This window comes from Nonomuraea terrae, assembly GCF_004348995.1.
Classification (GTDB): Bacteria; Actinomycetota; Actinomycetes; order Streptosporangiales; family Streptosporangiaceae; genus Nonomuraea; species Nonomuraea terrae.
Window position 1 is genome coordinate 1 of sequence record NZ_SMKQ01000023.1, and the last position, 26,662, is coordinate 26,662.

General features: G+C 72.0%; 29 protein-coding genes and 2 pseudogenes. 13 read left to right on the forward strand and 18 right to left on the reverse strand.

From position 1 onward, the window contains the following. The first annotated feature begins 15 nt into the window (after nt 1-15). Genes eccCa through E1286_RS11130 form a run of 3 tightly spaced genes read left to right on the forward strand, consistent with a single transcriptional unit; the run spans nt 16 to nt 5,436 of the window. Nucleotides 16-3,966, forward strand: a complete 3,951-nt coding sequence (gene eccCa, locus E1286_RS11120; RefSeq protein ID WP_132611402.1) for a type VII secretion protein EccCa — start codon at nt 16-18, stop codon at nt 3,964-3,966. A gap of 49 nt (nt 3,967-4,015) precedes the next feature. Further along, nucleotides 4,016-4,321 (forward strand): hypothetical protein, encoded by a 306-nt coding sequence (locus tag E1286_RS11125; protein WP_132611404.1) that lies wholly within the window; start codon nt 4,016-4,018, stop codon nt 4,319-4,321. Further along, on the forward strand, nt 4,318-5,436 hold the full coding sequence (locus E1286_RS11130) for a WXG100 family type VII secretion target (protein WP_132611406.1): 1,119 nt from the start codon (nt 4,318-4,320) through the stop codon (nt 5,434-5,436). The genes E1286_RS11125 and E1286_RS11130 overlap by 4 nt, the downstream gene beginning before the upstream one ends. Nucleotides 5,437-5,615: 179 nt before the next feature. On the opposite strand, the gene E1286_RS11135 is transcribed toward E1286_RS11130, so the two are convergent. Beyond that, on the reverse strand, nt 5,616-5,858 hold the full coding sequence (locus tag E1286_RS11135) for a hypothetical protein (RefSeq protein WP_132611408.1): 243 nt from the start codon (nt 5,856-5,858) through the stop codon (nt 5,616-5,618). 109 nt (nt 5,859-5,967) lie between these two features. On the opposite strand from E1286_RS11135, the gene E1286_RS11140 reads away from it, so the two are divergent. Genes E1286_RS11140 through E1286_RS11155 form a run of 4 tightly spaced genes read left to right on the forward strand, consistent with a single transcriptional unit; the run spans nt 5,968 to nt 7,753 of the window. After that, nucleotides 5,968-6,216, forward strand: coding sequence for a hypothetical protein (locus E1286_RS11140; RefSeq protein WP_132611410.1), 249 nt, complete (start codon nt 5,968-5,970; stop codon nt 6,214-6,216). A 3-nt stretch (nt 6,217-6,219) separates the two neighbouring features. Continuing rightward, complete coding sequence (locus tag E1286_RS11145) at nt 6,220-7,077, forward strand: hypothetical protein (RefSeq protein ID WP_132611412.1); 858 nt, start codon at nt 6,220-6,222, stop codon at nt 7,075-7,077. Then, entirely contained in the window at nt 7,074-7,454 is a 381-nt protein-coding gene (locus tag E1286_RS11150; protein ID WP_132611414.1) for a YbaB/EbfC family nucleoid-associated protein, read from the forward strand. Before E1286_RS11145 ends, E1286_RS11150 begins: the two co-directional genes overlap by 4 nt. An 11-nt stretch (nt 7,455-7,465) precedes the next feature. Further along, the gene (locus tag E1286_RS11155) at nt 7,466-7,753 is read left to right on the forward strand and encodes a YbaB/EbfC family nucleoid-associated protein (RefSeq protein ID WP_246074735.1); all 288 of its coding nucleotides are present in this window, start codon (nt 7,466-7,468) and stop codon (nt 7,751-7,753) included. Nucleotides 7,754-7,822: 69 nt separating this feature from the next. Here the strand turns inward: E1286_RS11155 and E1286_RS11160 are convergent, their stop codons facing one another. The 5 genes from E1286_RS11160 to E1286_RS11180 form a co-directional block, all read right to left on the reverse strand. Further along, entirely contained in the window at nt 7,823-10,105 is a 2,283-nt protein-coding gene (locus E1286_RS11160) for a serine/threonine protein kinase (protein ID WP_132611418.1), read from the reverse strand. 63 nt (nt 10,106-10,168) lie between these two features. Continuing rightward, entirely contained in the window at nt 10,169-11,317 is a 1,149-nt protein-coding gene (locus E1286_RS11165) for a S8 family serine peptidase (protein ID WP_132611420.1), read from the reverse strand. Between the two features lie 175 nt (nt 11,318-11,492). Next, nucleotides 11,493-13,667 (reverse strand): serine/threonine-protein kinase, encoded by a 2,175-nt coding sequence (locus E1286_RS11170; protein ID WP_132611422.1) that lies wholly within the window; start codon nt 13,665-13,667, stop codon nt 11,493-11,495. 75 nt (nt 13,668-13,742) lie between these two features. Further along, nucleotides 13,743-14,015 (reverse strand): hypothetical protein, encoded by a 273-nt coding sequence (locus E1286_RS11175; protein WP_132611424.1) that lies wholly within the window; start codon nt 14,013-14,015, stop codon nt 13,743-13,745. Between the two features lie 83 nt (nt 14,016-14,098). Beyond that, entirely contained in the window at nt 14,099-14,371 is a 273-nt protein-coding gene (locus E1286_RS11180) for a WXG100 family type VII secretion target (RefSeq protein WP_165969688.1), read from the reverse strand. Nucleotides 14,372-14,499: 128 nt separating this feature from the next. Here E1286_RS11180 and E1286_RS51995 point away from each other — a divergent pair. The 4 genes and pseudogenes from E1286_RS51995 to E1286_RS11195 form a co-directional block, all read left to right on the forward strand. Beyond that, a pseudogene (locus E1286_RS51995) lies at nt 14,500-14,649 on the forward strand (hypothetical protein); the annotation flags it as partial. Nucleotides 14,650-14,780: 131 nt separating this feature from the next. Continuing rightward, nucleotides 14,781-14,876: a hypothetical protein gene (locus E1286_RS50105; RefSeq protein WP_246074723.1), complete on the forward strand. Its 96-nt coding sequence runs from the start codon at nt 14,781-14,783 to the stop codon at nt 14,874-14,876. 35 nt (nt 14,877-14,911) lie between these two features. Continuing rightward, entirely contained in the window at nt 14,912-16,672 is a 1,761-nt protein-coding gene (locus E1286_RS11190) for an acetyl/propionyl/methylcrotonyl-CoA carboxylase subunit alpha (protein ID WP_132611426.1), read from the forward strand. Between the two features lie 188 nt (nt 16,673-16,860). After that, nucleotides 16,861-18,234 carry a hypothetical protein gene (locus tag E1286_RS11195; protein WP_246074725.1) on the forward strand — a complete coding sequence of 458 codons (1,374 nt, stop codon included), beginning with the start codon at nt 16,861-16,863 and terminating at the stop codon, nt 18,232-18,234. Between the two features lie 109 nt (nt 18,235-18,343). Here the strand turns inward: E1286_RS11195 and E1286_RS11200 are convergent, their stop codons facing one another. From E1286_RS11200 to E1286_RS50115, 3 genes and pseudogenes are all read right to left on the reverse strand, one after another. After that, entirely contained in the window at nt 18,344-18,847 is a 504-nt protein-coding gene (locus tag E1286_RS11200; protein ID WP_132611428.1) for a P-loop nucleotide/nucleoside kinase family protein, read from the reverse strand. A 25-nt stretch (nt 18,848-18,872) separates the two neighbouring features. Then, nucleotides 18,873-19,484, reverse strand: a complete 612-nt coding sequence (locus E1286_RS50110) for a GNAT family N-acetyltransferase (RefSeq protein ID WP_246074736.1) — start codon at nt 19,482-19,484, stop codon at nt 18,873-18,875. Nucleotides 19,485-19,667: 183 nt separating this feature from the next. Next, nucleotides 19,668-20,120, reverse strand: a pseudogene (locus tag E1286_RS50115) (class I SAM-dependent methyltransferase); the annotation flags it as partial. A 226-nt stretch (nt 20,121-20,346) separates the two neighbouring features. Here E1286_RS50115 and E1286_RS11210 point away from each other — a divergent pair. Together E1286_RS11210 and E1286_RS11215 are read left to right on the forward strand one after the other, a co-directional pair. Next, a complete protein-coding gene (locus E1286_RS11210; RefSeq protein ID WP_223189810.1) occupies nt 20,347-20,883 on the forward strand; it encodes a GNAT family N-acetyltransferase in 537 nt (178 codons plus the stop codon). Further along, nucleotides 20,880-21,401, forward strand: a complete 522-nt coding sequence (locus E1286_RS11215) for an NUDIX hydrolase (RefSeq protein ID WP_132611434.1) — start codon at nt 20,880-20,882, stop codon at nt 21,399-21,401. The genes E1286_RS11210 and E1286_RS11215 overlap by 4 nt, the downstream gene beginning before the upstream one ends. On the opposite strand, the gene E1286_RS11220 is transcribed toward E1286_RS11215, so the two are convergent. The 9 genes from E1286_RS11220 to E1286_RS11260 all read right to left on the reverse strand — a co-directional run bounded on the left by E1286_RS11220 (nt 21,361) and on the right by E1286_RS11260 (nt 26,638). Next, complete coding sequence (locus E1286_RS11220) at nt 21,361-22,458, reverse strand: NAD(P)/FAD-dependent oxidoreductase (protein WP_132611436.1); 1,098 nt, start codon at nt 22,456-22,458, stop codon at nt 21,361-21,363. The genes E1286_RS11215 and E1286_RS11220 overlap by 41 nt on opposite strands. Before the next feature lie 73 nt (nt 22,459-22,531). Beyond that, nucleotides 22,532-23,413, reverse strand: coding sequence for an RNA polymerase sigma factor SigJ (gene sigJ / locus E1286_RS11225; RefSeq protein WP_132611438.1), 882 nt, complete (start codon nt 23,411-23,413; stop codon nt 22,532-22,534). A 76-nt stretch (nt 23,414-23,489) separates the two neighbouring features. Then, a complete protein-coding gene (locus tag E1286_RS11230) occupies nt 23,490-23,786 on the reverse strand; it encodes a gas vesicle protein K (protein WP_132611440.1) in 297 nt (98 codons plus the stop codon). After that, on the reverse strand, nt 23,783-23,983 hold the full coding sequence (locus E1286_RS11235; RefSeq protein WP_132611442.1) for a gas vesicle protein: 201 nt from the start codon (nt 23,981-23,983) through the stop codon (nt 23,783-23,785). Before E1286_RS11235 ends, E1286_RS11230 begins: the two co-directional genes overlap by 4 nt. After that, nucleotides 23,983-24,783: a GvpL/GvpF family gas vesicle protein gene (locus E1286_RS11240; protein WP_132611444.1), complete on the reverse strand. Its 801-nt coding sequence runs from the start codon at nt 24,781-24,783 to the stop codon at nt 23,983-23,985. The genes E1286_RS11235 and E1286_RS11240 overlap by 1 nt, the downstream gene beginning before the upstream one ends. Then, a complete protein-coding gene (locus tag E1286_RS50120) occupies nt 24,776-25,171 on the reverse strand; it encodes a gas vesicle protein (RefSeq protein WP_246074737.1) in 396 nt (131 codons plus the stop codon). Before E1286_RS50120 ends, E1286_RS11240 begins: the two co-directional genes overlap by 8 nt. A gap of 11 nt (nt 25,172-25,182) precedes the next feature. Next, the gene (gene gvpO, locus E1286_RS11250; protein WP_132611446.1) at nt 25,183-25,617 is read right to left on the reverse strand and encodes a gas vesicle protein GvpO; all 435 of its coding nucleotides are present in this window, start codon (nt 25,615-25,617) and stop codon (nt 25,183-25,185) included. Nucleotides 25,618-25,621: 4 nt separating this feature from the next. Then, a complete protein-coding gene (locus E1286_RS11255) occupies nt 25,622-25,855 on the reverse strand; it encodes a gas vesicle protein GvpG (RefSeq protein ID WP_132611448.1) in 234 nt (77 codons plus the stop codon). Nucleotides 25,856-25,858: 3 nt separating this feature from the next. Continuing rightward, on the reverse strand, nt 25,859-26,638 hold the full coding sequence (locus E1286_RS11260) for a GvpL/GvpF family gas vesicle protein (protein WP_246074727.1): 780 nt from the start codon (nt 26,636-26,638) through the stop codon (nt 25,859-25,861). Nucleotides 26,639-26,662 lie beyond the last annotated feature (24 nt).

Below are 26,662 nucleotides of genomic sequence, written 5' to 3' on the forward strand. Positions count from 1 at the left end.
GCGTCAGCGTCAGAGGTGTATCAGAGACAGCCCCCGCGCGGCGAGATCCTGCTCGAATCTCCCCCCGAGATTCCCGAGGTCCAGAGCCAGGGCTTCACCGCGGTACTCACCTACCTGCCCATGGTCGCCGGGGCCGCGGCGATGGGCCTGATGTTCACCGTGGGCGGCAACAGCAACCCGATCATGTACGTGGCCAGCGGCCTGTTCGCGCTGTCCATGGTGGGGATGACGATCGGCCAGCTGGCGCGCCAGGCAGGCGAGCGCAAGTACCGGCTCAACGGCGCCCGCCGCGACTACTTCCGTTACCTGAGCCAGGTGCGCAAGCGGGCCAGGCGCGCGGCCCGGCAGCAGCGTGAGGCCCTCGAGTGGAGCGGGCCCGAGCCCGATGCCCTGTGGTGGATCGCCATGGGCCCGCGGCTGTGGGAGCGCCGTCCCCGCGACGAGGACTTCGCCACCGTACGGCTCGGCACCGGCGTCCAGAAGCTCGCGATCCAGATCATCCCGCCGGACTCCAAGCCGGTGGAGGACCTGGACGCGCTGTCGGCCGGCGCGTTGCGCAGGTTCGTCAGGGCACATTCGACGGTCGCCGAGCTGCCCGTCGCCGTCGCGCTCGGCTCGTTCGCCAGGATCCGGCTGACCGGCGAACCCGGGGCCATGCGTGACCTCGTCCGCGCCATGATCGCCCAGCTCACCGTGTTCCACTGTCCCGACGACATGCGGATCATGGTGTGCGCCGACGTGGAGACCATGCCCCAGTGGGAGTGGGTGAAGTGGCTGCCCCACGCGCTGCATCCGGAGGAGGTGGACGCGGCGGGCGCCGTACGGCTCATGACGGAGAACCTGGGCGAACTGGACCGGCTGGTCGGCGACGAGCTCAAGGAGCGCGCCCGCTTCCGGCCCGGCGCGCCGGCCGACGCACTGCCGTACCACGTGCTCATCGTGGACAACGGGCACGTGCCGCACGACTCCCAGCTCGGCAGCGACGCCATCCACGGCGTGACCGTGATCGACCTGTCCGGCTCGACCGCCGACGTCGAGGAGCAGAACACGCTGCGGTTGGACGTGCGGTCCGACGGGTTCCACATGGTGAAGCTCGACCACGCGGGCAAGGAGCACCTCACGCGGCTCGGAGACCCCGACCGGCTCGACTACATGCGGGTGGAGGGCCTGGCCCGCCAGCTGGCGCCGCTGCGCGCCTCCGCCGCCGTCGCCGGGGAGAGCGAGGACGTGCTCGCCGCCAACACCACGCTGACCGAGCTGCTCGGCGTTGGCGACCCGGCCCAGCTTGACCCGTCCGTGACCTGGCGGCCGCGGGCCGGCCGCAACAGGCTGAGGGTCCCCATCGGCCTGGGCGGCGACGGACGCGTGGTGGAGCTGGACATCAAGGAGTCCGCGCAGGGCGGCATGGGGCCACACGGCCTGGTCATCGGCGCCACGGGCTCCGGCAAGAGCGAGCTGCTGCGCACGCTGGTGCTGGGCCTCGCCATCACGCACTCCTCGGAGACCCTCAACTTCGTCCTGGTCGACTTCAAGGGCGGCGCGACGTTCCTCGGGCTGGAGTCGCTCTCCCACGTCTCGGCGGTCATCACCAACCTGGAGGACGAGCTGCCGCTGGTCGACCGCATGCACGACGCCCTGCACGGCGAGATGGTGCGCCGGCAGGAACTGCTGCGCTCGGCGGGCAACTACGCGTCCCTGCGCGACTACGAGCGGGCCAGGGAGCAGGGGGCCAACCTGGCGCCGTTGCCCACGCTCTTCGTGGTGCTGGACGAGTTCAGCGAGCTGTTGTCCGCCAAGCCCGAGTTCATCGAGCTGTTCGTGATGATCGGTCGGCTGGGCCGGTCGCTGGGCGTGCACCTGCTGCTGGCCTCGCAGCGCCTGGAGGAGGGACGGCTGCGCGGCCTGGACACCCACCTGTCGTACCGGATCGGTCTGCGCACCTTCTCGGCCATGGAGAGCCGGGTCGTCCTGGGTGTGGCCGACGCGTACGAGCTGCCCTCCGCACCCGGCAACGGATATCTCAAGTTCGACACCACCGGCATGACCAGGTTCAAGGCCGCGTACGTGTCGGGCCCCTACCAGCCCGACTCCCGCCACTCCAGCTCCGACGACGGCCACACCGTCCTGCGGCAGGTCGTGGAGTACGGCCCGACCTACGTGCCGCTCCCGGTCGTCAAGGAACCGGCCGGCGAGGAGCGGAAGGCAGAGGTCGACGAGCGGGCCGCGCAGAAGAACAGCCTGCTCGACATCGTGGTGCGCCGCCTGGCCGGGCAGGGCCCCGCCGCGCACCGCATCTGGCTGCCGCCGCTCAGCGAGCCGCCCACGCTCGCCCACCTGCTGCCGGCGCTCTCCGTCACGCCGGAGTACGGCCTGTCCACGACCGGCTGGGACGGACGGGGCAGGCTGCACGCCGTCATCGGCATCATCGACAAGCCGTTCGAACAACGCCGCGATCCGTACTGGGTGGATCTGTCCGGCGCGGCCGGGCACGTAGGCGTGGCGGGCGGCACCCAGAGCGGCAAGACCAACGTGCTGCGCACTCTGATCACCAGCATGGCCCTCACCCACACGCCGCGGGAGGCGCAGTTCTACTGCCTCGACTTCGGTGGCGGCGGCCTGGCGGCCCTGGAAGGGGTGCCGCACGTCGGCGGCGTGGCCACCAGGCTGGACGCCGACCGGGTACGCAGGACCGTCGCCGAGGTCTCGGGGCTGCTGCGGCAACGCGAGCGCGAGTTCGCCGACCGCGGCATCGAGTCCGTCGCCACGTACCGGCGCATGGTCGCCGACGGCAGCCTGCCGAGCGACGGCTGGGGAGATGTGTTCCTGGTCATCGACGGCTGGCTGACGATCAGGCAGGAGTTCGAGGGACTGGAGGCCGTGATCACCGACCTGGCGGCGCGCGGGCTCGGTTACGGCATCCACGTGGTGGCCGCGACCAACAAGTGGTCGGAGTTCCGGGCGGGCATCAAGGACCTGTTCGGCACCAGGATCGAGTTCAAGCTGGGCGACCCGTACGAGTCGGAGATCAGTAGAAAGGCCTCGGTCGCCGTGCCCGAGGGGGTGCCGGGCCGGGGCCTGACCAGGGACGGCATGCACTTCCTCGCCGCGCTGCCGAGGATCGACGGGCGGACCACCGCCGACGACGTGGCCGAGGGCGTGCGGTCGCTGGTCGAGCTCGTCCGCGAGTCGTGGCAGGGGCCCGCGGCACGGCCCGTGCGCCTGCTGCCGTCGCTGCTGCCTGCCGCCTCCCTGCCGGTGCCCGAGCAGACGGGCCCTGGACGGATCGCGATCGGCATCGACGAGGACTCCCTCTCCCCGGTCATGGTCGACTTCGACAACGATCCGCACTTCATCGTGTTCGGCGACAACGAGTGCGGCAAGTCCAACGTGCTCAGGCTCGTCATGGAGGGCGTGGTGGCGAGGAGAACGCCGCGCGAGGCCATGATGATCGTGATCGACTACCGGCGCTCGCTGCTGGACACCGCCGTGACCGACCACCGCATCGGCTACGCCGCCTCCAGCACCGCCGCCGTCGAGCTGATCCAGGAGGCCCGCTCCGCGCTGCTCAAGCGGCTGCCACCGGCCGACCTCACGCCGGAGCAGCTGCGCGCGCGCAGCTGGTGGCAGGGCTCCGACCTCTACATCGTGGTCGACGATTACGACCTCGTGGCGACCTCCAGCAATCCGCTGGCGCCCCTGGCCGACCTGCTGCCCCAAGCCCGCGACATCGGCCTGCACCTGGTGCTGGCCCGACAGAGCGGAGGCGCCAGCCGGGCCATGTACGATCAGGCCGTCCAGCGCATGAAGGAGATGGCCAGCCCGGCCCTGATCATGTCGGGCAACCGCGAGGAGGGGCCGCTCTTCGGCAACATCCGGCCGCAGGCACTGCCGGTGGGCCGTGGTTTCTACGTCGACCGGAGATCCGGCTCGCGTCTGGTCCAGACGGCGTTCCTGGAGCCGTCGTGACACAGAGGCGCCCGTCGCCACGGGCGGCGCACAACAGTCAGGGAGTCTCGTGAGTTTCGTGGACGTGCACGTCCAGGCGCTGGAGGAGTGCGGACGGCAGAGTCTCAGGGTGCGCAACATGCTCGACGTCGACGACGCGTTCGTCGGCGGAGACGGCCCTCGGCCGGGCGAGGCCAGAGCCGCCGTCTTCGGCGACATCGAGGGCGCCGGCTCCCTGGCCGCCAAGGTGAACGCCGTCTGGAGGTCGATCGAGGAGGATCTCGGCGCAGGACGCAACCGCCTGAAGAACGTCCACGACGCACTCGGCGAGGTCGCCGGCAACTTCAGGTCAGCGGAAGGAGCCAACGGCGGATGAGCCTCGTATCGACGCTGGCCTCGCTGAAGCGGAAGCTCGACGGCGACCCACAGGAGATCAGGAACATCGCCGCCGCCCTGCGCACGGTCGCCGAGCACGTCGCCACGTCCGCCGGCAGGCTCACCGCGTATGTCGACGAGGTGGACAACGCCTGGCAGGGCCGCTCGTCGGAGGCCTTCGCCACGTACATGACCGCCTACCCCCGCGCCGGGCAGAGCCTGAAGGGGGCGATCACCGCCTGCGCCTCGGCTCTCGACACCGCGGCGGGGGCGCTGGAGACCGCCTACAACACGGTCGACGGTCTCCACCGGGACGCGATGGCGGAGGAGAACGCGTACAAGCGGAACCATCCCGACGCCTCGCAGGCCGACATCGACGGCCACCTCGGCGGCGTGGCGTCGCTCAGCGGAGCCGCCGGCAAGGCCCGCCAGGCAGTGACCGACGCGGAGACCGCCCTGAGCACGGCCGTCCGAGCCCTCGACCGCCAGCTCGGGGAGGACGGCTTCCGCTTCTTCCACGGCATCCGCCAGCCCGGCGGCGCCGACTTCCAGTCCGGTGAGCACGCGGTCGACTGGAAGAAGGCGGCCGGTTACCGGCCCACCACGACGCTCGCCTCGACGGGCGCGCCCGGCGGCGGCGCTGGCGGTGGCGGCGCGGGCGGTGGCGGCGGTGTCGGGCCGGCCTCGTCGTACGGGAACGCCCCGGCGCCCAAGGCGCAGGTCGTCGAGTGGATCAAACAGGCGCTCACCGTCATCACGTCGCCCGGGATGGCCGCGATCATGCGCCGGCGCGGTCTGGACGTGAGCGATCTGGACCCGAACGATCCCGTCGACATCCAGCGCATCTGGACGGTCATCTACCACGAGTCGGGCGGCAATCCCAACGCCGTCAACAACTGGGACGTCAACGCCAGGAACGGTGTGCCGTCCCAGGGCCTCATGCAGACCATCCCTCCGACGTTCAACGCGCATGCCCTGCCCGGCTACGGCGGGATCCGGGAGCCGGTGGACAACATCATCGCCGGAGTCCTGTACACCTACAGCCGCTACGGCGATCTCGCGCACCACCCCGGCATCCAATCGCTGGAGAGAGGCGGCCCCTACCGGCCCTACTAACCGCGAAAGCGCAAGAAAAGCGCAAGGAACGCCAGGTTACGACGACATTAAATGTGGACTCCCATTCCCTTAACCCCCGAAAACAGCAATTTGTGCTACATATCGCGATGGTAAAAAGATCGGGTGTCGACTGATCCTCCATCCGCCACGCCATCCCCCTCGGGCGGCCCCTCGTCGGCCTACACGCCCACCGCGAGCCCGTCCCCCACCGGTGGGACGCAGTCACCCGCTCCGACGCCGTCGTCCAGCCCGGCGCCGAGCACGTCCCCGACACCTAACCCCGCGCCCACATCGGGCGCGCCGGAGCCGTCGACGACTCCCACGCCGCTGCCCAGCATGGTGAGCCCGTGCCCACACGTCCCGCCGTGCCCGCCGCCGACGTGCCTGCCGCCGTCGCTGCGGCCCTCGTCTGCGCCCACCACCTCGAACTCGCCAGCCCAACCGTCCAGAGCGGGCAGCAGTTCGGGCGACCGCTCGCAGCTGCCCGGTTACGAGGTCGAGGCGGGTCACCTCGCCACGTTCTCCGGGACCATGCAGAGCACGGCGACGGGGGTGAACCTGGCCGGGAACCGGACCCCGCGCTTCGAGGGCTGGAACCTGGCGCCGCTCGCCGGCATGCCGCAGATCGGCCTGAGGTTCGTCGGCCGCCTCAACGCCATCGCCGACACCTGGCGCGACAGCACCGGCATCCTGGGCAACGTCCTCAGGGACGACAGCGACAAGATCATCAAATCGGCGGCCAACTACCGGGCCGCCAACTTGGACAGCGGAAAGCCTTAGAGGATGTCGACCCCTCCGAACCAGCCGCCGAAGCTGCTCGTGCCCGGCCGGCCCACCGTTCCCCAGAGCACCCAGCAGTTCTACCTCACCAACGCCAGCGGGACGGTGACGAAGACCGTGCCCGTGCCTCCGGCCGCCGCGACCCGTACCGATCCCGGCTTCTTCAAGCGCCTCGTCGGCCAGCTCAACCCGCTGCGGCAGACCACCAGGACGGCGACCGTGATGTCCGGGCTCGGTGTGGCCGCGCTGGCCCTCGACGTGGCGGCCACGGTCAACCTCGGCAATCCGTTCCTGTTCTACGACCGCCGCGAGACCTGGAAGGAGATGTCGGGCTCGCTGGAGGGCAACCGCTCCAATCTGTGGCGTGGCTACTTCGACGACATCGCACCGAACTGGAAGGGCCACGCAGCCGAAATGCTCCAGCAGTACGTGCGATTCAACGTCAACGGCCTGTTCAGCCAGCTCGGTAAGGTCAGCGACGAGATGAGCGGCGCGATGCACAACCAGTACAAAGAGGTGCTGGAGTACGACTTGTCGGTGTTCGGCCTCTACGCCGGCTCGGCACCGATCCTGCGCACGCTGGCGAGCATGAGCGCGAATCCGGTCGCGCGCGCCGCCCTGATGACCCAGGTCGGCGTCTTCACGACCGCGCTCGGCAACCTGGTCAAGCAATTCACCGACATCTACAACTCCTACGAGGGCGACCTCAACAAGCTGGAGCTGAAGCTGAACGACCTGAGGGGCGCCTTCTACCAGTCCGGCGACCCCGCCCAAGGAGCACGCCGGCTCAACCTCTCTCCCACCATCGCCGACCCGAAGAGCGTGAAGAACATGTGGATTCCCGCGGGGGCGGCGGAATGAGCGAGGTCAGCGCCTTCGCCGAAGGCAGGGAGAGCGATGTCGCCGGCCTGCTGCGCCACGTGAATGACTGGGCGGGCGTGCTGAACGAGAGGCTGACGACGCTGGCCCGCGAGCACCTGGACGGGACGGACCGCACAGGCGCCGTACGTGCCCGGGTCTCCGGCGCCGGCCGGCTGGTCGGGCTGACCATCGACCCGCGCGGCCTGCGCGACCTCGACAACGTCCAGCTCGCGCAGGCCGTCATGGAAGCGATCGCCGCCGCGCGCTCCGCCATGGGCGACCGGCTGACGGAGCTGACCGCTGATCCGGCCGGACCGGACCTGCCCGATGGCGACCCGTTGGCCCCCCACGTCGAGCGCCTGCTGAGGGAGGGCTGACCTTGCATGAGATGGACGAGGCCACGGCGCGCCTGGAACACCTCGTCTCCACAGCCAGGCGGGCCGAGGAGATGGCGGCCGAGTGGAGCACCCGCCGGCACGTCGGCCGCGCCGACGAGGGCAGGATCGTGGCCACGACCGATGCCGTCGGCGCCCTGGTCACGCTGGAGATCAGCCCGCTGAGCAGGAAACGACTGGATGCCAGACGGTTGGCCGACGAGATCCTGGCCGCCGTCACGAAGGCCGAGCAGGCCGCAGCGGCATCCCAGGACGAGCTCCTGCGCGGCCTCCACTCCTGACCCACGCAACGAAGAGCCCCCTTCGGATGCACGCTCCGAAGGGGGCCCTGTGACATTCGCAGTGCCGGCTCAACCGCAGTTGGCCCAGCTCACCATGCCGGTACCACCGGTGCTCGTACTGCCCTCGAAGCGGACGCACTTGCCCTTGCCGGGCAGCTTCACGGGGCCCGCGTAGAACTCGTACATGCCGATGTCGGTCTTGCGGGGCAGGCCCTGCACCTCGATCGTGGCGGTCACCTTGGTCGGCTTGCCCACGTCCGCCGTCTTCATGGTGACCACGCAGTTCTCGCCTGTGGAGGCGTTGTAGAGCTGGACGGTCTCGCCACCGGCGAACGGCATCGACCGCTGGACCTGGAAGCCGTTGCCGCAGACCTGGACCGGCGAGTGCGGGTTGCGCATCGGCGCGGTCGTCGCCGGCTTCGTGGGCGCCGGCTTCGTGGGCGCCGGCTTCGTGGGCGCCGGCTTCGTGGGCGCGGGCTTCACCACGGTCGTGGTGGGCCTCGCGGTCGGCTTCGCGGTCACGGTCGGCTTCGCGGTCACGGTCGGCTTCGCGGTCACGGTCGGCTTCGCGGTCACGGTCGGCTTCGCGGTAGCGGTGGGCGCCGGCTTGGCCGGGGTCTGCGTCTGCGGCGGCATCGCCGTCACCGTCGCCGTCGGGGACGGTGTCACCGTCACCGTCGGGGTCGGTGTCACCGTCACGGTCACCGTGGGCGCGGGGGTAGCCGTAGGCGTGGGGGTCGGCTCGGAGGTGCCCGACGGATGGACGACGGGTTCCTCACTGGCCGACGGCGTAGGCGTCGCCGAGCCTGTGGCGGTCACCGTCACCGTGGGCTTGCCCGTCTCCGTCTGCACGAGCGTGGGCTGCGTGCTCGGCAGCACGTACTGGGTGACCTGCGGCGGGTTCGGCACGGTGCTGAGCTCGGGCGGAGTCGGCGTCGTCCAGTCCGACGGCAGCACCATCGGGCCCACGTCGTCCGGGTCCGCGGTCGAGGCCCACGGCACGGTGACGTCGGGCTGGGTCTGCTGCGACTGGCCCGTGGCAGGCTGCCCGGGCTGATCGGGCCGCCCCGGTTCCGCGGGCTGACCCGGCCGATCGGGCTGGCCGACGCCGTTGCCCGTCCCGGCCATGCCCGCGCCACCATCGGACGGGCTCGCCCCCACCTGCAGGGCGACGGGCTCGAAACGCTGCGTGGAGGCGTACTCGTTGGCGCCCCACAGGCCGACGCCGGACAGCAGCGCCAGCGCGCCGACCGCGGCGGCCAGTCCGATCGGGAACGGCCTGCGCGGCCCACGTGAGGACACCGTCTGCCCCTGGAGCGGCTGCTGCGGCGCGTCCTGCGACGGACCCCATGTGGGTCCCACAGGCGGTGGCGCCACGCCCTGCACCGGCCCCGGGCCGGCCTGCATGGGAGCGTTGTGCGGAGGGCCGCCAGGAACGGGTTCCTGCGGCAGCGGCCCCCACTGCTGGGTCGGGACTATCGGCGGCATCGGCGGCATCGGCGGCACGCCGGTGACCGGTACGCCCTCGATCGGCGGGACCGGCGGCTTTTGCGCCATGACCGCGGCGTCCCCGCGCTTGTTGCCGAGGAGCTGCAGCAGAGCCATGTACGTAGTCGGACGCCGCCTGACGTCCTTGTCCAGAGCCAGCAGCACCACCCGCCGCAGCGGGTCAGCCAGGTCGCCGACCTCGGGCTCCCGCTCCAGCACCGCGCCGGCCTCGTGGCCGAACGGCGGCTTGCCGGTCGCGGCGAAGACGACCAGCGCTGCCCAGGAGAACACGTCGGCGGACGGACCGTAGCCCAGCCCGTTGATCTGCTCCGGCGCCCGGTAGCCGATCTCGCCGACGGGCTCGCCGAGATCGGCGTCCGTCACGCGAGGGCCGTCCGAGCCCATGATGATGTTGTGGGGGGTGAGCCCCCGGTGCGTGATGCCCGCCAGATGAACCGCGGTCAGCGCGGTGAGCACGCCGGCGGCCATCCGCTCCAGCGCGTCGCCCCGGAGCGGGCCGTCCTGAGCCACGACCTCGGCGAGAGTGCGTCCCTCGACGTGCTCGCGCACCACGTACGACTGGTCGCCGTGCTTGCCCGCCTCCAGCGTCCTGGCGACGTAAGAGCTGGACACGCGTTGCACTCCGGCGAGACGAGCGACATCGTCATCGTCCGATTCCGGAGCGGGCAATAATTTGATCACACGTAACGGCGCGTCGTCGGACTCCCTGCCGAGCAAGGCCGGTCCACGCGGACCTTCGGCCAGTCGCCCGCAGATGACATACGCGCCCAGGTTTTCTGGATCACCCGGCCGCTGGGGGTGCATCTGCATTCCCTTCGCTTTTGCACGATCTTGAAGGGACATTCAACCAAATCAGTCACATCTGCATCAGTGGTTTCGGACACGGGTTGATATTTCACTACCACGTCACGTTCCGGACACGCGGCCGGCGCGCCATCCCCGCCGCCGCCCGAGGGGGACGAGGAGCGCGAGCGCGCCGACCACCATGACCGTGATCAGCACGCCGACGCCCACGGCCATGGAGACGTCGACGGCACGCTGGTCGCGCGGCGGCGCCTTGGCGATCGCGCCCGGAGGGAGCGCGGGTTGCGGCGGCTCGGCGACGACCGGCGCGCTGGCCTCCTCGTAGGGCAGCACCGCCGTGAGCGCGAGCAACGGGTTCACCATCCCGGCGCCGGCGCCCGCGCCGGTGCCGCCGTCCGCGGTGGCGATGATGCGACGGCGCACCTGGTCCTGCGTGAGCTTGGGAAAGCGGGCCCGTACCAGCGCTGCCGTGCCGGCCACGTACGGCGTGGCGAAGCTCGTGCCCTCCAGCCCGCGCATGTACCCGCGGCCGGGCCACGGCGCGGTGATGTCCACGCCGGGCCCCAGCACGCCCACGGGGGTGGCGGCGTTGGAGGAGTCGGCGCGGCGGCCGTCCGGACCGGCCGCGCCAACGGCCAGCACGCCCTCGTAGGCGGCGGGATAGGCGGGCACGTCCTCGTCGTCGGGGCCCGTGACGTTGCCCGCCGCGGCGACCACGACGACGTCCCGGTCGAGCGCGCGCTGAACGGCCGCCCTCAGCGCCGGCTGGTCGGAGGCGCGTACGGAGATGTTGATCACCTCGGCGCCCGCCGCGACGGCGTCGTCGATCCCGTTGACCAGTTTGGCGACGTCACCCTCGGTCTTGTTGCTCTGCTTGATCACCACGATCTCGGCCTGCGGCGCGACTCCGTGGAAGGGGACTCCGGCGTAGTAGCGGGCGCTGACGATGCCCGCCACGGCGGTGCCGTGACCCACGCAGTCGCGGTAGTTGGTGTGCGTCTCGTCGATGATTTTGGAGATCTGCATCTGTGGGTGGTAGTCCACACCGCTGTCCACGATGGCGACGGTGACCCCCGCACCCTGGGTGAGGCGCCAGGCGTTCTTGATGTCGAGCCGTTTCTGCGCCCACGGCTCACTGGCGGGCAGCTTCAGCAGGCCCTTCTTCGGATTGCAGTCCTCGTCCGCGGCCATGGCGGGTGCGGCGACGAGTTGCAGGGCGAGCGCGCTCGCCACGAGGGCGCGACCAATCATGGCCGAAAAGCGTAGCTTGCCGGAAAGAACCGGCACGGGCAGTCCGGTGATCAGCGGAAGAAGCCCTGGCGCCTTCGCCGACTCGTCGTGTCACGGCCTCTGGCGGGGTCGGCGTGGCCCAGGCAGAGCCTGGGCCACGCCGGCCACGGATCCGAGGGGCCTTCTCCGGCGGGGTTCAGCCGCAGTTGGCCCAGCCGGTGCTCGTGCTGCCCGAGCCGGCGCTGCCGGACACGCGCACGCACTGGCCCTTGGCGGGCAGCTTGACCGGGCCGGCGTAGTACTGGAAGCTGCCGCTGTCCGACTGGCTCCCGCCGCCCTGCACCTCCAGCGTGACGCTGACGGAGGTGCTCTTGCCGACGTTCGCGGTCTTCATGGTGACCGCGCAGTTCTGTCCGGTGCCGTTGTTCCACAGCTGGTACGTCACACCGCCGGAGAAGGAGCTGGAACGCTGGACCACGAAGCCCGACCCACACACCTGGGTGGGCGTGTGCGGGTTCTTGACCGGCGCGGCGGCCGCCGTCGGCTTGGCGGTGGTCTTCGTCGGCGTCGGGGCCGGCTTGGCGGTCGTCCTCGTGGGCGTGGGTTTGGCGGTCGTCGGGGTCGGGCGTGCGCTGGTCCTGGTGGGCTGCGGCTCCCGCGTCGGGGTCGTCCGCCGCGTGGGCGTCCGGCTCGCAGGCACGGTCTTGGTCACCGTCGCCTGGGGCGAGCTCTGCTTCTTGGCCTTCGCGGTCGGCCGCGCGGTGCTCACCGACGGCGTGGGCACCGCGACCGGCTGCTTCGGCAGCGGCGCCGGGGTCGCGGGCACGCTCGGCACGGAGGTCAGCTCGGGCACCACCGGAGAGGCCGGCGTCCATTCCGACGGCAGCTCCATCGGGCCGACGTCCTGGTCAGGGCTGATGGTGCCCCAGGGCACGACGGCCTCGGGCTGCGCGTCGCCGGCCTGATCGGAGCCCTGCGGTCCCTGGGCCGGCGCGGTGCCCACCGGCGCCGGGATCCCGCCCCGGTCGGCCTGCGCCGCGGCGGAGTCGACCTGCTGGAGCTCGACGTATCTGGTGGCGCCCCACAGGCCGACGGCCGAGACGAGCGCGACCACGCCGACTCCGGCGACCACCATCACGGGGAAACCCCGACGCGGGGGCTGGGCAGGGTGACCGGGCGGCCTACGCTCGTCCCTGACGGCGTTCGGCGGCTGCGGAGCGCCCTCCGGCGGCCCCCACATCGGCCTCTCTGGCCGCTGCGGCGGCCCTGCGAGGGGGACGTCGTTCACCGGCCCCTGCGGCGGCGCCCCGTGGGGCGGCACGTGCGGCGGCGGTCCCTGCGTGAACGGCCTCTGCGCAGGAGCCGTCGGCCCCTGACCCGGCACGCCACCGTTCGGGCCCTGGGCCGGACGCCACATCGGCCCTTGGGCCGGCACACCGGAAACCGGACCCCCCGGCACCGGACGCGCACCGGGATCCCCCGCCACCGGCCCCGGAACGGGACCGCCCAGGACCGGACCGCCGGGAACCGGGCCCTGGAGCGGCCCCGGCGCCGGGGCATCGGGGGATGATCTCGGGAGGGGGACGCCCTCGACGGGCTCCTGGGCGGCGGCGGGCGAAGGAGTATCCCCGCGGTGGTCCCCGAGCATCCGCATGAGCGCGTTGTAAGCGGTCGGCCGCGCCCTCGCCTCCTTTGCCAGGGCCGCGAGCAGCACCTTGCGCATCGGCTCGGGCTCCATGCCGACCTCGGGCTCGGCGTCGAGCACACCGTCCCGCCCGGCGAACGGCGGCTTCCCCGTCCCGGCGAACACGACGGTCGCCGCCCAGGCGAACACGTCCGCGTACGGCCCGTACTGGAGGCCCTTCATCTGCTCGGGCGCCTGGTAGGCGGCCTCTCCCGCGGGCTCGCCGAGGGCGGCGTCGGTCACCCGGGGGCCGTCGGGCCCGAGGATCACGTTGTGCGGGGTGAGCGAGCCGTGCGTGAGGCCCGCGAGGTGGACGGCCGACAGAGCGGTCAGCACGCCGACCGCGACCCGTTCCAGCGCGTCCCCGCTCAGCGGCCCGTCGTCGGCGACCGTCTGCGCCAGGCTCTTGCCCTCGACGTGCTCGCGGACGACGTACGGCCGGCCCTCCAGGAGTCCCGCGTCCAGGACCCTGGCGACGTACGAGCTGGAGACCCGCTTCGCGCCGAGGAGCCGGGCGGGCGCGTCAGGGCCGGGATCCGGTTCGGCGGGGAGCACCTTGACGGCGACGGTGGGCGCCTCGGCCGACTCGCGTCCGAGGAAGACCTCGCCCCTCGGCCCCTCTCCCAGCAGCCCGACAATCTCGAAAGCACCGATCCGCTCTGGATCCTCAGGTCGCAACGGGTGCATGCCCAAACCTTCCACCAGCAAAGCATGATCGGGCACATTCAACCAGATATGTCACATAAGCATCAGGAGTTTCGGTCATGCGCTGACATAGCCCGTGCCGGTGAGATCGGCCCGGCCGGCCAGGCGGATCTGGGGATGCTCCAGGTCGACGCCGCTGTCGATGACCGCGACGGTGACGCCCGCGCCGGTGGACAGCGGCCAGACGCGCTTGGGGTCGAGCCGTTTCTGCGCCCACGACTCGCCGACCTGCATCGTGCCCCGGGGCGGCCGGCAGTTGTCGGGGGCGACGGCGGGCGCCAGCGGGACGTGCAGGGCGAGCGCGCTCGCCATGAGGGCGCGACCAATCATGAGGAAAGAGGGTAGCCCGCCCGATTCATCCGGTAATCAACGGAAGAAGCCCCGGCGCCGTCGCCAGGGCCTCAGACCGTCGGTCACTGCGTCGCGGACTCGATGTTCTGGCGGTACGTGCCGATGACGCGTGACGCCTCCCTGAGCTCGTCCGACATGCGCTGGAACGAGACCTGGTAGTTGTCCCACGCCTGCTTGAAACGCACGGCGCCCTGACCGGTCCACACCGTGCCGACCTTGGCGGCCTCCTTGCTGAGGGCGCCGATGACGGCCTGGACCGCCTCCGCCTGCCGGTCGAACTGGCTGGCCATCGCCGCCATCTCGGTCGGGTCGCCGCCTAGCATGCTCTGGCTCATGCATACCTCCTGGAAGGGGTGAAAGCGCCCTCACCCTAAGAGCGGCCCACCGGCCGTCGCCCGGGTTATGCCAAGCGGCTATGGTCTACCAGAGGATCGTTCGGATGCGTTCAGGGAGCAGTCCGCACATGCGGGAAGTCGTGGTGACCGGCGGCGGCATCGGCTACGCGATCGCGGCCAGGAGCACCGGATCCGGCTCGTACGGCGCCGTCAAGGCCGCCCTGGAGTCATGGACCGCCGACCTGGCCGCCGACCTGGCCGCCGTTCTCGGCCCCCGGGGCGTCACCGCGAACGTCGTCTCCCCCGGCCTCGTGCTGGACACCGACTTCTTCCGCGGCCGGATGACCGGCGAGGGCGTCCGGCGGCGCGTGGCCGACACCCGTAACGGCCGGCCCGGCACCCCTCCGACGTGGCCGATACCGTTCTGTTCCTGGCCTCGGCGGGAGCCGGGCACATCACGGGGCAGGTGCTCCACGTGAACGGCGGCGCGTACCTCAGCCGCTGAATCGAGATGAGAGACACGAGGAAGGACGTGGTCCGGTGCGGAAGGTTCTGATCGCCAATCGCGGCGAGATCGCCGTACGTGTGGCCCGGGCGTGCAAGGACGCCGGGATCGGCAGCGTGGCGGTCTACGCCGACCAGGACCTCGACGCCCTGCACGTCAAGGTCGCCGACGAGGCGTACGCGCTGGGCGGGCAGAGCCCGGCCGAGACCTACCTCGACATCGCCAAGCTCCTCGACGTCGCCCGGCGCTCCGGGGCCGACGCCGTGCACCCCGGCTACGGGTTCCTGGCCGAGAACGCCGACTTCGCCCAGGCCGTCATCGACGCGGGTCTCATCTGGATCGGGCCGCCGCCCGCCGCCATCGCCGCCCTCGGCGACAAGGTGCAGGCCCGCCACATCGCCCAGAAGGTCGGCGCGCCGCTGGTCGCCGGCACGAAGGACCCGGTCTCCGGGGCGGACGAGGTGGTGGCGTTCGCCGAGGAGCACGGCCTGCCCATCGCGATCAAGGCCGCGTACGGCGGCGGCGGGCGCGGCATCAAGGTGGCCCGCCGCCTTGAGGAGGTCGCCGAGCTGTACGAGTCGGCGGTGCGCGAGGCGGTCGCCTCGTTCGGGCGCGGCGAGTGCTTCGTCGAGCGCTACCTCGACCGGCCGCGCCACGTCGAGACGCAGTGCCTGGCCGACCGCGAGGGCAACGTGGTGGTCGTCAGCACACGCGACTGCTCGCTCCAGCGCCGCCACCAGAAGCTGGTCGAGGAGGCGCCCGCGCCGTTCCTGACCGACGAGCAGGTCGAGATCCTCTACACGAGCTCCAAGGCCATCCTCAAGGAGGCCGGCTACGTCGGTGCCGGCACCTGCGAGTTCCTCGTCGGCCAGGACGGCACGATCTCGTTCCTGGAGGTCAACACCCGGCTGCAGGTCGAGCATCCCGTCACCGAGGAGGTCTCCGGCATCGACCTGGTGCGCGAGATGTTCAGGGTCGCCGACGGCGAGCCGCTCGGTTACGACGACCCGGTGCTGCGCGGCCACTCGATCGAGTTCCGGATCAACGCCGAGGACGCCGGGCGCAACTTCCTGCCCGCGCCCGGCACGCTGACCGTCATGCGCCCGCCGTCCGGGCCGGGCGTGCGGCTCGACGCCGGGTACGAGGCCGGGATGACCGTGCCGGGCACGTTCGACTCCCTGGTCGCCAAGCTGATCGTGACCGGCCGCACCCGTCAGGAGGCGCTGGAGCGGTCGCGGCGGGCGCTGGCCGAGTTCGACATCGCCGGCATGCCGACCGTGCTGCCGTTCCACCGGGCCATCGTGTCCGACCCGGCGTACACGTCCTCGCCGTTCTCCGTCCACACGCGGTGGATCGAGACGGAGTGGGACAACCCCGTCGAGCCGTACGCGGGCGACGTGGCCACGGCCGAGACGCCCGCACGGGAGACGGTGACGGTCGAGGTGGGCGGCAAGCGCATCGAGGTCGTCCTGCCCGCGGGGCTGGGCACGTCCTCGTCCTCGTCCTCGTCCGCGCCGGCCCCGGCCAGGGCGCCGCGGCGCGCGGGCGGCGGGGCGAAGAAGGCATCGGCCGCGGGCGGAGACTCGCTGGTCAGCCCGATGCAGGGCACCATCGTCAAGGTCGTCGCCGCCGACGGCGACACGGTGAACGAGGGCGACACGGTCGTGGTGCTGGAGGCCATGAAGATGGAGCAGCCGCTCACCGCCCACAAGGCCGGCACGATCACCGGCCTGACCGCGGCCGTCGGCCAGACGGTCACCGCGGGCGCGGCGATCTGTGAGATCAAGGACACCTGATCGCCGGCGGTGGGCGGTTTGACCGGAGCACAAGGCGCCACACCGCCCGTTGACCGGCGATCGACCGGACCGGTGCCTGTCTGTTCCACCGCGATGTACGCCTATGAGGGTCCGGACGGGTAGCGTGCGCATTGAGGAACTTTGCCGACCGCCCGTTCGTCCTCATGGGCGAAGGAGGCTTGCTGCCAATGATCCATTCGCTGCGCCGCGCAGGGGCCGCGATCGCGGCTCTGATCGCCGGTCTACTCGTCGTTTTCGCGCTGTCCCCTGCCGCCAACGCGGCGGCTCCCCCCGACGCACAGTCGGTGGTGTCCCACTGGAAGGACAAAGATCCGCTTCTGGTCCAGTCCGGCTCGCCGCTGACGTCGGACCAACAGAGTGAGATCCGTGACGCCCTCGAAGGAGCCAGCAGCAAGATCTACGCTGTCGCGCTTCCTCCCAACACGGTGACCGACTCCACCATCGCGTCGTACATGACCCAGCTCAACTCCGCGATGGAGGCCGCGCGGGCGCCCCGGGCCACCTACGCGGTGCTCGACGGCACGAAGCTGTACGCCGCCTCCAGCGCCCTGCGCGCGGACGGTCTCGCGGGCCGGCTGTCCGACCTCGCGGTGACCGCCAACCCCGGTGACGTCGTCGCCGGGATGAAGGACTTCACCAACCGCGTCGACGACGCCGTCCGCGGGCGCAACTCCGCGCTCGACCCCGACAGCCAGGCCAACCCCGGCGCCGGCGGCACCGCGGCGCTGATCGCCCTGGGCGCGCTCGTCCTGGTCGGCGGCGGCGGCTACTTCCTCTACTCCAGCAACAGGAAGAAGAAGCGGGCCATCCAGGAGGCGAAGGACCTCGCCGCGGTCAAGCAGACCGTCGACGAGGACGTCACCAAGCTGGGCGAGGAGATCACCGCGGTCGACGCCGACGTCACCCTGTCCGGCGCCGGCGGCAAGCACATCGACGAGTGGCAGACCGCTCTCGACTCCTACGAGAAGGCCAAGACGCAGCTGGCCGCCGTCCAGCGGCCCGACCAGGTGCGCGAGGTCACGCAGACCCTCGAGGACGGCCGTTACGCGCTGGCCGTGGTGAAGGCCAAGGTCAACGACGAGCCCGTGCCCGAGCGGCGCGCGCCCTGCTTCTTCAACCCGCAGCACGGCCCGTCCCTCCGTGACGTGCGCTGGGCCCCGCCCGGCGGCGCCGCACGTGACGTGCCGGCCTGCAAGATGGACGCCGAGGCCGTGGAGCGCGGCTTCGACCCGCAGATGCGCGAGGTCATGGTCGACGGCCAGCGCAGGCCCTACTACGACGCCGGCCCCGCCTACCAGCCGTACGCCTACGGCTACTACGGCGGCTTCGGCGACATCATGACCGGCATGTTCATCGGCACCATGATGGGCAGCATGCTCACCGGCGGCTTCGGCATGGGCGGCTACGGCGCCGGCTACGCGGAGGGTGCCTCCGACGCCGGTGCCGGCGGCGACTTCGGCGGTGACGCCGGCGGCGGCTGGGGCGACTTCGGCGGCGGCGGAGACTTCGGCGGAGGCGACTTCGGCGGCGGCGACTGGTAAACCGCACGAGCACACCAGAAGCGCCCCTCCGGACCCACGGGTCCCGGAGGGGCGCTTCTGCCGTCTCCGGTCACCGAGCGGAGAGCCGAGGAGCCGGGGCTCCCCCGGTTCACCTGGCACCGAGCGCGCGCAGGAGGGTGGCGAGGGACTGCTCGGCGGTCTGCCCGGCCGTGTCGACGGTGATGTGGTCGCGGGTCCACGGCTCGTAGTCGCGTTCGACGACCTCCCGCCAGGTGGGCAGCAGGTGGCCGGGGATGTCGGGCGAGCGCGAGGTCACCCGGCGCCGGTGCTCGGCCGGGTCGGAGCAGACCACCTCGACCTCGGCCACCGGGACGCCCGCCTCGGCCCCGACCTGCCGCCAGGCGTCCCGGGTGACCGCGATCGGGTTCACCGACTCGGCGACGACGGTGAGCCCCTGGCGCAGATGGTCGCCGGCGAGCGCGTACGCGACCACGTAACCGACGGGCCCGAGCGGCTGCCGGGCCAGCCCTGACCGCACGATGGCCTGTTCGATGGTGTCCACGCGTACGTGAACGCCGTTCAGCCGGGCGGCCGCCAGCCGCGAGAGCGTCGTCTTCCCCGCGGCCGGCAACCCCCCGATGACAACGAGCACAGCCCTCATGCTGCCAGAGGCCGGCTCAGACGCCGAAGGCCGCCGGGTACCGGATGGTGCCCGAGGGGACCGGGCGTCCGGGGTCGAGGACGAGCGCCATCATGTACTCGTCCGCGACCTCGAACGACGGGCGGATGCCGTAACGGGAGGCGGGGACGAACCCGAAGCGGGGGTAGTACTCCGCGTGGCCGAGGACCAGCACGAGGTTCTCACCCTGCTCACGGGCGGCCCGCAGCGCCGCGCGGATGACCGCCGACCCCGCACCCCGGCGTTGCAGCTCCGGCCGTACGGCGCACGGCCCCAGCGTGAGGGCCGGAGCGCCGTCGACGTGGCAGCGGGTGAGCAGCGCGAAGGCCGCGACGTCTCCCTCGGAGTCCTCCGCCACCCACGACAGACCGGGCGACCACGCCTCCGGGTCCGCACGCAGGGCCTCGACCAGGTCGGCCTCGTGCGGGCCCGGGAAGGCGGCCAGGTTGACCGCACGGATCCCGAGACGGTCGGCGGCGCTCTCGGGCCGGGTGGTCCAGGCGTCGTGGCCGGGGTGCGGTCGCAGGACGTAGCCGGTGTAGCGGTACTCGGCGCCGTGCTCCCGGCGCAGGGCGATCTCCTCCCGGGTGGCGGCGACGGCCTCGCGCATGCCCGGCACCGTCAGGTCGGCGGTCTGGACGCGTTCGGCCAGGGGCGAGTAGTACTCGTCGAACCAGTCGCTCTCCGGCAACTCGTGCAGCCCCGGCACCTCGTCCCCGGCCGCGCGGGCCGTGGCGAGGTTCTCCGCCCTGGTCCGCAGCCGGTACCGCTGGTCCCAGAACGCCCGTGCCTGGGCGGAGGGCGAGTCGGTGCTCCATTCGCACTCGGTGAGCACCAGGACTCCGCCGGGCGCGAGCAGCCGCCGCCAGGAGCGCAGGGCGGCGTCGAAACCGACGAAATAGGCCGACCCTTCCGCCCAGATCACGTCGAAGCTCGCGTCCGGGAAGGGCAGGTCCGCCATCGAGGCGCGTACGGTGCGGACGGCGAGGCCGCGATCGGCGGCGGCCTGCGCCAGTTCGTCCAGGAACGGCTGGTACAGGTCGAGCGCGACGACCTCGGCCCCGGCCTCCTCGGCCAGGAGCAGCGAGGCACGGCCGGGCCCGCAGCCGATGTCCAGGACGCGCGGGCGGTCCGGCAGCGGACCGGCCAGCGCCATCATGCGGCGGGTGGAGGAGTCGGAGCCCGGCCCCTGGCGGGGCAGGCCGTGGTGCAGGGTGAGGAACGCGGACGTCAAAGCGTCGTGCATGGTGATGGGTGATCCTTGCGAGAAGGGCCCCGACGCGATTCAGGCGTCACCCACCTGACGAGCCGTGCGGCTCGTGACGAAGCGGGGAACCGGGTCAGGCCGGGACCGGGAACATGAGGACGATCGCGGCGCTGCGCACGGCAGCGGCCTTCGGCGCGGCCATCAACTCATCTCCCCCTTCATCGCGGACGAATCGCACCCTAGCACCTGCAGCAGAATGTCGGATGTGATCTATCTTGCTCAGGGGGCTCGGGTGGCCATCCGGTACGTCACCCTGCGGGACTTCGAGGAGCTCGCGGCCCTGCACGAGGAGAGCGCCGAGATGCTCGCCCGGTGGATGCCCGGCGCCCCCATCGTCACCTACGAGGACTTCGAGAGGTACGTGGCCAGGTTCGACGGGCCGTCGCACGAGGGGTTCCTCATCTGCCGGCACGACACCGGCGCGATCGTCGGCCGCGTCAACGTCAACAACATCATCCGCGGCACCCACCAGAGCGCGACCATCGGCTACTGCGCGTACGCCTCCACGACCGGGCGCGGCTACATGACCGAGGGGCTGCGGCTGCTCGTGCGGCACGCGTTCGGCGAGATGGAGCTGCACCGGCTGGAGGCCAACATCCAGCCGGCGAACACGCCCTCGCTCGGCCTCATCCGGCGGGCCGGCTTCCAGCGCGAGGGCTACTCGCCGAACTTCCAGTTCATCGACGGCGCCTGGCGCGACCACGAGCGCTGGGCCATCACCGCCGAGATGGCCACACCGTGATCGTCCGCGAGACGGCCCGCGTCCTGCTGGTCGACGCCGCCGACCGGATCCTGCTCTACCGCGGCCTGCTGCTGCAGCGGGAGGACACGCCGTACGCGTGGTTCACGCCAGGCGGCGGCGTCGACCCCGGCGAGAGCGCCCCGCAGGCCGCCGCCCGTGAGCTGCGGGAGGAGCTCGGCCACGTCGTCGCCCCCGAGGCGCTCGGGCCGGTGGTGGCGACGAGCGAGGGCGGCTGGCGGCTGGGCGGGCGGCGGTACCACTCCCGCGACTCCTTCTTCCTCCTGCGCGTGCCGGGGCTGGAGGTGGACACGTCCGGCATGGACGAGGAGGAGCGGGCGACGACCGACCGGTTCAGGTGGTGGTCGCGGCACGAGCTCGACCGCGCCGACGAGCCCGTCGTGCCGAGAGAGCTCGGCAAGCTGATGGAACGGCTGCTCCGCGGCGCGGTGGACGAGCCCGTCGTGCTGCCGTGGCACCTCAGCGCGGATGACGGAGGAACCAGACCGTGCTCCGGGTGACGGCCTCCTTGAAGGCGGCCGAGGCACGCCCCGTCATGACGGCGTCGAGGGGCGTGTCGTCGGCGCGGGTGAACTGGGTGACGCCGTCGCGGCGGCCCAGGCTGACGTTCTGCCAGACGAAACGGAAGCGCGCGGTACGCGGTTCGCGGCCGGTGAGCAGGTCGGCGACGGCCTCGCCGGCGTACCTGCCCATGGGCAGGCCCGTCTGACAGGACATACGGGCCGTCCGGCCCCGCCGGTCGGCGGCGGCCGCGTCCCCCGCGCCGAACACGTCGGGGTGCGACAGGGACCGCAGCGACGCGTCGACCAGCATGCGTCCGTGCCCGTCGGCGGCCAGGCCCGCGTCGGCGGCCAGCGCCGGCACGGCGAACCCGGCCGCCCACACCACCGTCTCCGCGGGCAGTTCCGTGCCGTCGTCCAGCAGCAGGGTGCCGGGGCCGAGCTTGGCGACGGGCGCGTGCTCGCGTACGGCGACGCCCATGAGCGCGAGCGACCGGCGGATGTGGCCGCGCGCGCGGGCCGACAGGCCGGGCCCGGCGACGCCGGTCGTCAGCAGCTCCACGCGCAGCCCCGGGCGGGCCAGCTCGGCCGCCGCCTCGATGCCGGTCAGCCCGCCGCCGACCACGGTCACCGAGCCGGTCTCCGCCAGCCGCGCCCGCAGCCGCAGCGCCTCGTCCGCCGTGGCCAGCGGGTACGCGTGCTCCCGCACCCCCGGCACCGCCTCGCCGCCGGAGCCGCTGCCGAGCGCGTAGACCAGGACGTCGTAGCGCAGCTCGTACGGCGGCCCGTCGAGCCGTACGGTCCGCTCCGCCAAGTCGATCCCGGTGGCCCGCGCGACCACCAGCTCCACCGAGCTGCCGCCGAGCAGGCCCGCCAGCGGCAGCTCGGCCAGCCGCCGGCCGGCCGCGAGCTGGTGAAGCCGTACCCGCTCCACGAAACGGCTGGACGCGTTGACCAGCGTCACCCGTGCGGCGGTGCGGCGCAGCCGCGCGGCGGCGCGCTTGGCCGCCGCCAGCCCCGCGTATCCGGCTCCCAGCACCACGATGTGGTCCGTCATGGTTCCTCCCATCGAGTCACCACCTGAACCGGACAGCCGGGTCATCCGTGACACCCCCGGCCCGTGATGCCGGTCACATGAGCTGGGCGGCGGCGTAGGCGAGTTTGGCCGGGTTGACGATCGTCCGCACGGCCACCACCCGGCCGGCCGCGACCTCCATGGCCACGACCGCCAGGATGCCGCCCGTGGCGTCGCGGAAGAGTGCGGCGGGCTCACCGTTGGCCTCCACGACCTCGCCCGTCGCCACGGCAGCCTCCGGCCGTCGGCTGAGCCCGCCCAGGTAGCGCAGCACGGCCGCACGCCCGCGTACCGGACGCCGGGCGGCGGTCGTGGTGCCGCCGCCGTCGGCCCAGGCGGCCACGTCGTCGGCGAGCAGCCGTTCGAGGGCCGCGACGTCACCCGTGCGGGCGGCGGCGAGGAAGCCGCGCACGATCCGCCGGTGGTGCTCCCGGTCGCCGTCGAACCGTTTGCGCGGCTCGCCGACGTGCGTCCTGGCCCGGTGGTGCAGCTGGCGCGAGTGGGTCTCTTCGATGCCGAGGATCGCGGCGATCTCCGCGTGCGGGTGCCCGAACGCCTCCCGCAGCACGAACACCGCCCGTTCCACCGGGGTCAGCCGCTCCAGCAGCACGAGCACACCGATGGAGACGCTCTCGCGCTGTTCGACGGTCTCCAGCGGGCCGAGCGCGCCGCCGCCCGTGAGGACCGGCTCCGGCAGCCACGGCCCCACGTAACGCTCACGCCGTGCGCGGGCGGAGGTGAGCTGGTTGAGGCAGAGGTTCGTGACCACCCGGGTCAGCCACGCCGCCGGATCCCCGACCGGTCGGGCCCGGCTCCATCGCAGATACGCCTCCTGGACGACGTCCTCGGCCTCGGCGGCGGAGCCGAGCATCCGGTACGCCAGCCCCAGCAGCCGCGGCCGCTGCCCCTCGAACACCTCCACGCCACCGGACTCCACGCGTCGATGCTAGGGCTCCGTCAACGAAGGACGGCGTGGTCCCCAGGTAGGCCGTCCCCGGCCGATCCGCGCGGAGTCAGTCGTTCGACGGCAGGAGGGTGCCCAGGGGGCCGAGGTCGAGGTTGAGGTCCTGCGGGCGCAGGCCGAAGTGGTCGCAGAGGTCGTCCATTCCCTCCTCCAGCCGCATCAGCGCGACGCCGAGCGCCTCGATCTGCTCGTCCGTCAGGTCGCCCTGCTCCATCCGCCGTACGGACTGGCGCTCGACGAGCTGGCGGACCAGCTCGACGAGCGTCAGCACGAGACGGGTCAGGTCGCGCTCCACCGTGTCCGGGTCGGCGGCGACCCGCCAGGCCGGCCTCTCCGTCTGGCTCACCAGCCGGCACTCCCCTCGAGGTCTTCGTCGATCGACGCGATCAGGGCTCGCAGCGAGATGCGGACGAGGTCGATGTCGGCGATGGACAGCACCAGGTCACCGGTGATCACCACGCCTCCCGCCAGGAGCCGGTCCAGTAGGTCCACGAGCGCGACGCGCTCGGGAGGCAGCCGTTCCTCGGCCACCACATCACGCATCAGCCCATCTCCATCACCGTGAACGAGTACGGCGCCCACGGCCCGGTCACCCGGATCTCCACCCCGTCGCCCCCCAGGGCCGCCGCCTGCTCGGCGAACTCGGCGTCGCGGCCCTCGTCCACGAGGTAGGCGCCGTTCAACAACATCCAGTCGTGCCGGCCGGACAGGCGCGGGTCCTGGGCGCGGTGCCGGTAGCTCGCGGCGGCCAGCTCCGACAGCGCCCGGTGGATGTGGTCGGCGCGCTGGAGCACCTGCCTGCGCACCTGCTCGCGCCCGCGCAGGCTCGCGCGGCGCCGCTGCAGGTACGCGGTCCCGGGTCGCCCGGCACCCCCGCCGCCGCTCGCGCTCGGTCCCGGGCACGACTCGCCGTTCCCGTCGCCGGAGGCTCCCGGTCCGGGGCCGACGCCGGCGGCCGGGTCGGCGTACGCCTTGACGCCCCACTCGCGGCGGCCGCTCACGCGCGCGAGGACCCGCAGGAAGTCGTCCCCCCGCCGGTCCAGCAGGTCGCGCACGTGCCCGTCGTCGTCGTACACGGTGACGAGCCGGACGGGGGCCGTCGGGGTGGCGGCGGCCACGGCGTCCACGACCCGGTGGTGGGCGCGGGCCGTCTCGGCCAGCCAGTCCATGTCCTCCAGCGACCGGCGCAGCGCCTGCTCGCCGAACTGCTCCAGCGGCACCGTGCTCACGTACGCGACCAGCCCCTCCCGGCCGATCGTGCGCACCGGCAGGTCCGCCACGCCCGCCGGGCACTCCGGAAGCGCGTCGCGCGCCACGGCGTACAGGTACGTCGCGTCAGACATCGACGTCTCCATGTCGCTCCGCGTGGTCCCTGTACCGGTCGTACCGCTCCGTGGAGTCGCCGCCGTCGATGGCCTCTCCCCGTCGTTCGATGGCGGACAGGCGGCGGCGCAGGCGGCGGTTCTCCTCCACCAGCTCACGATCCCGGCCCGACAGCCACGGGTCGTGCTCCCACCAGTCGATGCCGAGCTCCCTGGCGGTGTCCACGGACGCGATCAGCAGCCGCAGCTTGATCGTGAGCAGTTCGATGTCGAGCAGGTTGACCCGGATGTCACCGGCGATCACCACGCCCCTGTCGAGCACCCGCTCCAGGATGTCGCCGAGGTTGGTCGGCTCGCGGTTGGCCGCCGAGCCCGCGTAGGCAGGGCGGACCGCCGAACCGGATCCCATCATTCTGTCCATCAGAACGCCTCACCGATGTCGGCGTTCGAGCGCCGGTAGCGCCGTGTCCTGCGGTATGACAGCAAGCTGCCCTCCCTGTCGATCTTGGCTTGGTAGATGGCGAGGATGTCGCCGGAGGAGGGAATCCGGCGGTCCTCTACGACCTCGACGCTGACGATCCAGCCGTCCTCGACGGGCTCGACCGAGGTCACGCCCTCGGTGTGCTTCGAGGTCAGGTCGGCGATGTGGCGCACGCCGACACCGCCCGCCGTCGCGGCCGTCAGCTCGCGGGGCTGCTGCCGTTGCGGGCGGGCGGCACCGCGTGCCCCCGCCTCACCCGAGGCGGGGGCACGCTGGTCCACCTCCCCCGAGGCCGCGGCGCGAGTGCCCTCCTCCTCGTCGGTCGATGGGCGGGCGCGCGTCTTCGTGACGGTGGTGCGCCTGGTAGTGGGCATCTATTCACCTCCGGGTGGCGGTCATGCGCTGCAGAACCTCCTCGACCGCCCGGCGCTCCTCCTCTTCGGAGATCTCGCCGGCCCGCCGGGCCTCCTCGATCTCCTCCAGGCGCCGCCGGACGGACGTGGGGCTGTGCAGTTCCATCTCTGCCTGGTCCTGAATCCGCTCCGCGAGCCAGACCAGGCCGCGCAGCGGCGCACTGACCGGAAAGGTCAGGATCCCGGTCACGAGGCCCACGGGTCACACCCCCTGCTGGTCGGTGACGACGAAGTCGTACGGCGCCAGCGGCCCCAGCAGTCGCAGGTCCACGCGGCCCTCCCAGCGCTCGCCGAACGCGGTGAGCGTTTCCTCCAGCCGGCCCTGCTCGCTCGTCCTGGCCAGCATCGCGACGTGCACGGCGTCCTGCTCGTGCGTCGGCTCGCGCACGAACGCCATCTCGTAGTGGCCGGAGAGGCGGTCGAGTAGCTGCTGCGTGTCGAAGTCGCGCTTGGCCTCGATGCCGGCGGAGATGATCTCCCCGAGCCTGATCCGCTCGTCGCGGGTGAGCTCCTCGGGACGGCCGCGGATGGCCTGGCGCAGGCTTTCTGCCTCCGCGTTCTCCGCGAGGATCTCGGCCAGCACGGCACGCTCGACGTAGCGGCCCCGGATGATGAACTCGGCCTTGCCCTCCAGCTCGCGCAGCGCGGCGAGGAACTCGTCGTGGTGCGGTTCGAGCAGCTCGGCCACGACCGCGTCGGCGTTCGCCACCACGCCGCCGAAGCGGAACGGCAACACCGGCGCCTTCGCGGCGGTGGCGTCGAGCAGCCGCTCGTGCGCCAGGAAGTCGCCCGGCCGGCCCAGCGGCTCGTCGGCGTCGATGTCGCTGACGAGCGCGGCGATCTCACCGTGACGGACGAGCCGTACTTTTCCCGCCGGGTCGCCCAGCCCCTCGGTCTCCGGCGGGCTCTTGAGGTCGGCGGGCACGACGCCGTAGACGTACGAAGCGAGGTTCTGGACCTTGCGCGTGCGTTGTTTCGGCACGGAGGATTCTGAGACCTTCGATCG

Excerpts from the sequence above, each read along its gene's own strand:
- E1286_RS11130 (WP_132611406.1), top strand. The coding sequence starts at position 4,318 with ATGAGCCTCGTATCGACGCTGGCCTCGCTGAAGCGGAAGCTCGACGGC.
- E1286_RS11140 (WP_132611410.1), top strand. The coding sequence starts at position 5,968 with ATGCAGAGCACGGCGACGGGGGTGAACCTGGCCGGGAACCGGACCCCG.
- E1286_RS11145 (WP_132611412.1), top strand. The coding sequence starts at position 6,220 with ATGTCGACCCCTCCGAACCAGCCGCCGAAGCTGCTCGTGCCCGGCCGG.
- E1286_RS11150 (WP_132611414.1), top strand. The coding sequence starts at position 7,074 with ATGAGCGAGGTCAGCGCCTTCGCCGAAGGCAGGGAGAGCGATGTCGCC.
- E1286_RS11155 (WP_246074735.1), top strand. The coding sequence starts at position 7,466 with ATGGACGAGGCCACGGCGCGCCTGGAACACCTCGTCTCCACAGCCAGG.
- E1286_RS11160 (WP_132611418.1), bottom strand. The coding sequence starts at position 10,105 with ATGTCCCTTCAAGATCGTGCAAAAGCGAAGGGAATGCAGATGCACCCC.
- E1286_RS11165 (WP_132611420.1), bottom strand. The coding sequence starts at position 11,317 with ATGATTGGTCGCGCCCTCGTGGCGAGCGCGCTCGCCCTGCAACTCGTC.
- E1286_RS11170 (WP_132611422.1), bottom strand. The coding sequence starts at position 13,667 with ATGCACCCGTTGCGACCTGAGGATCCAGAGCGGATCGGTGCTTTCGAG.
- E1286_RS11175 (WP_132611424.1), bottom strand. The coding sequence starts at position 14,015 with ATGATTGGTCGCGCCCTCATGGCGAGCGCGCTCGCCCTGCACGTCCCG.
- E1286_RS11180 (WP_165969688.1), bottom strand. The coding sequence starts at position 14,371 with ATGAGCCAGAGCATGCTAGGCGGCGACCCGACCGAGATGGCGGCGATG.
- E1286_RS11195 (WP_246074725.1), top strand. The coding sequence starts at position 16,861 with ATGATCCATTCGCTGCGCCGCGCAGGGGCCGCGATCGCGGCTCTGATC.
- E1286_RS50110 (WP_246074736.1), bottom strand. The coding sequence starts at position 19,484 with ATGCGCGAGGCCGTCGCCGCCACCCGGGAGGAGATCGCCCTGCGCCGG.
- E1286_RS11220 (WP_132611436.1), bottom strand. The coding sequence starts at position 22,458 with ATGACGGACCACATCGTGGTGCTGGGAGCCGGATACGCGGGGCTGGCG.
- E1286_RS11235 (WP_132611442.1), bottom strand. The coding sequence starts at position 23,983 with ATGCGTGATGTGGTGGCCGAGGAACGGCTGCCTCCCGAGCGCGTCGCG.
- E1286_RS11240 (WP_132611444.1), bottom strand. The coding sequence starts at position 24,783 with ATGTCTGACGCGACGTACCTGTACGCCGTGGCGCGCGACGCGCTTCCG.
- E1286_RS50120 (WP_246074737.1), bottom strand. The coding sequence starts at position 25,171 with ATGGGATCCGGTTCGGCGGTCCGCCCTGCCTACGCGGGCTCGGCGGCC.
- gvpO (WP_132611446.1), bottom strand. The coding sequence starts at position 25,617 with ATGCCCACTACCAGGCGCACCACCGTCACGAAGACGCGCGCCCGCCCA.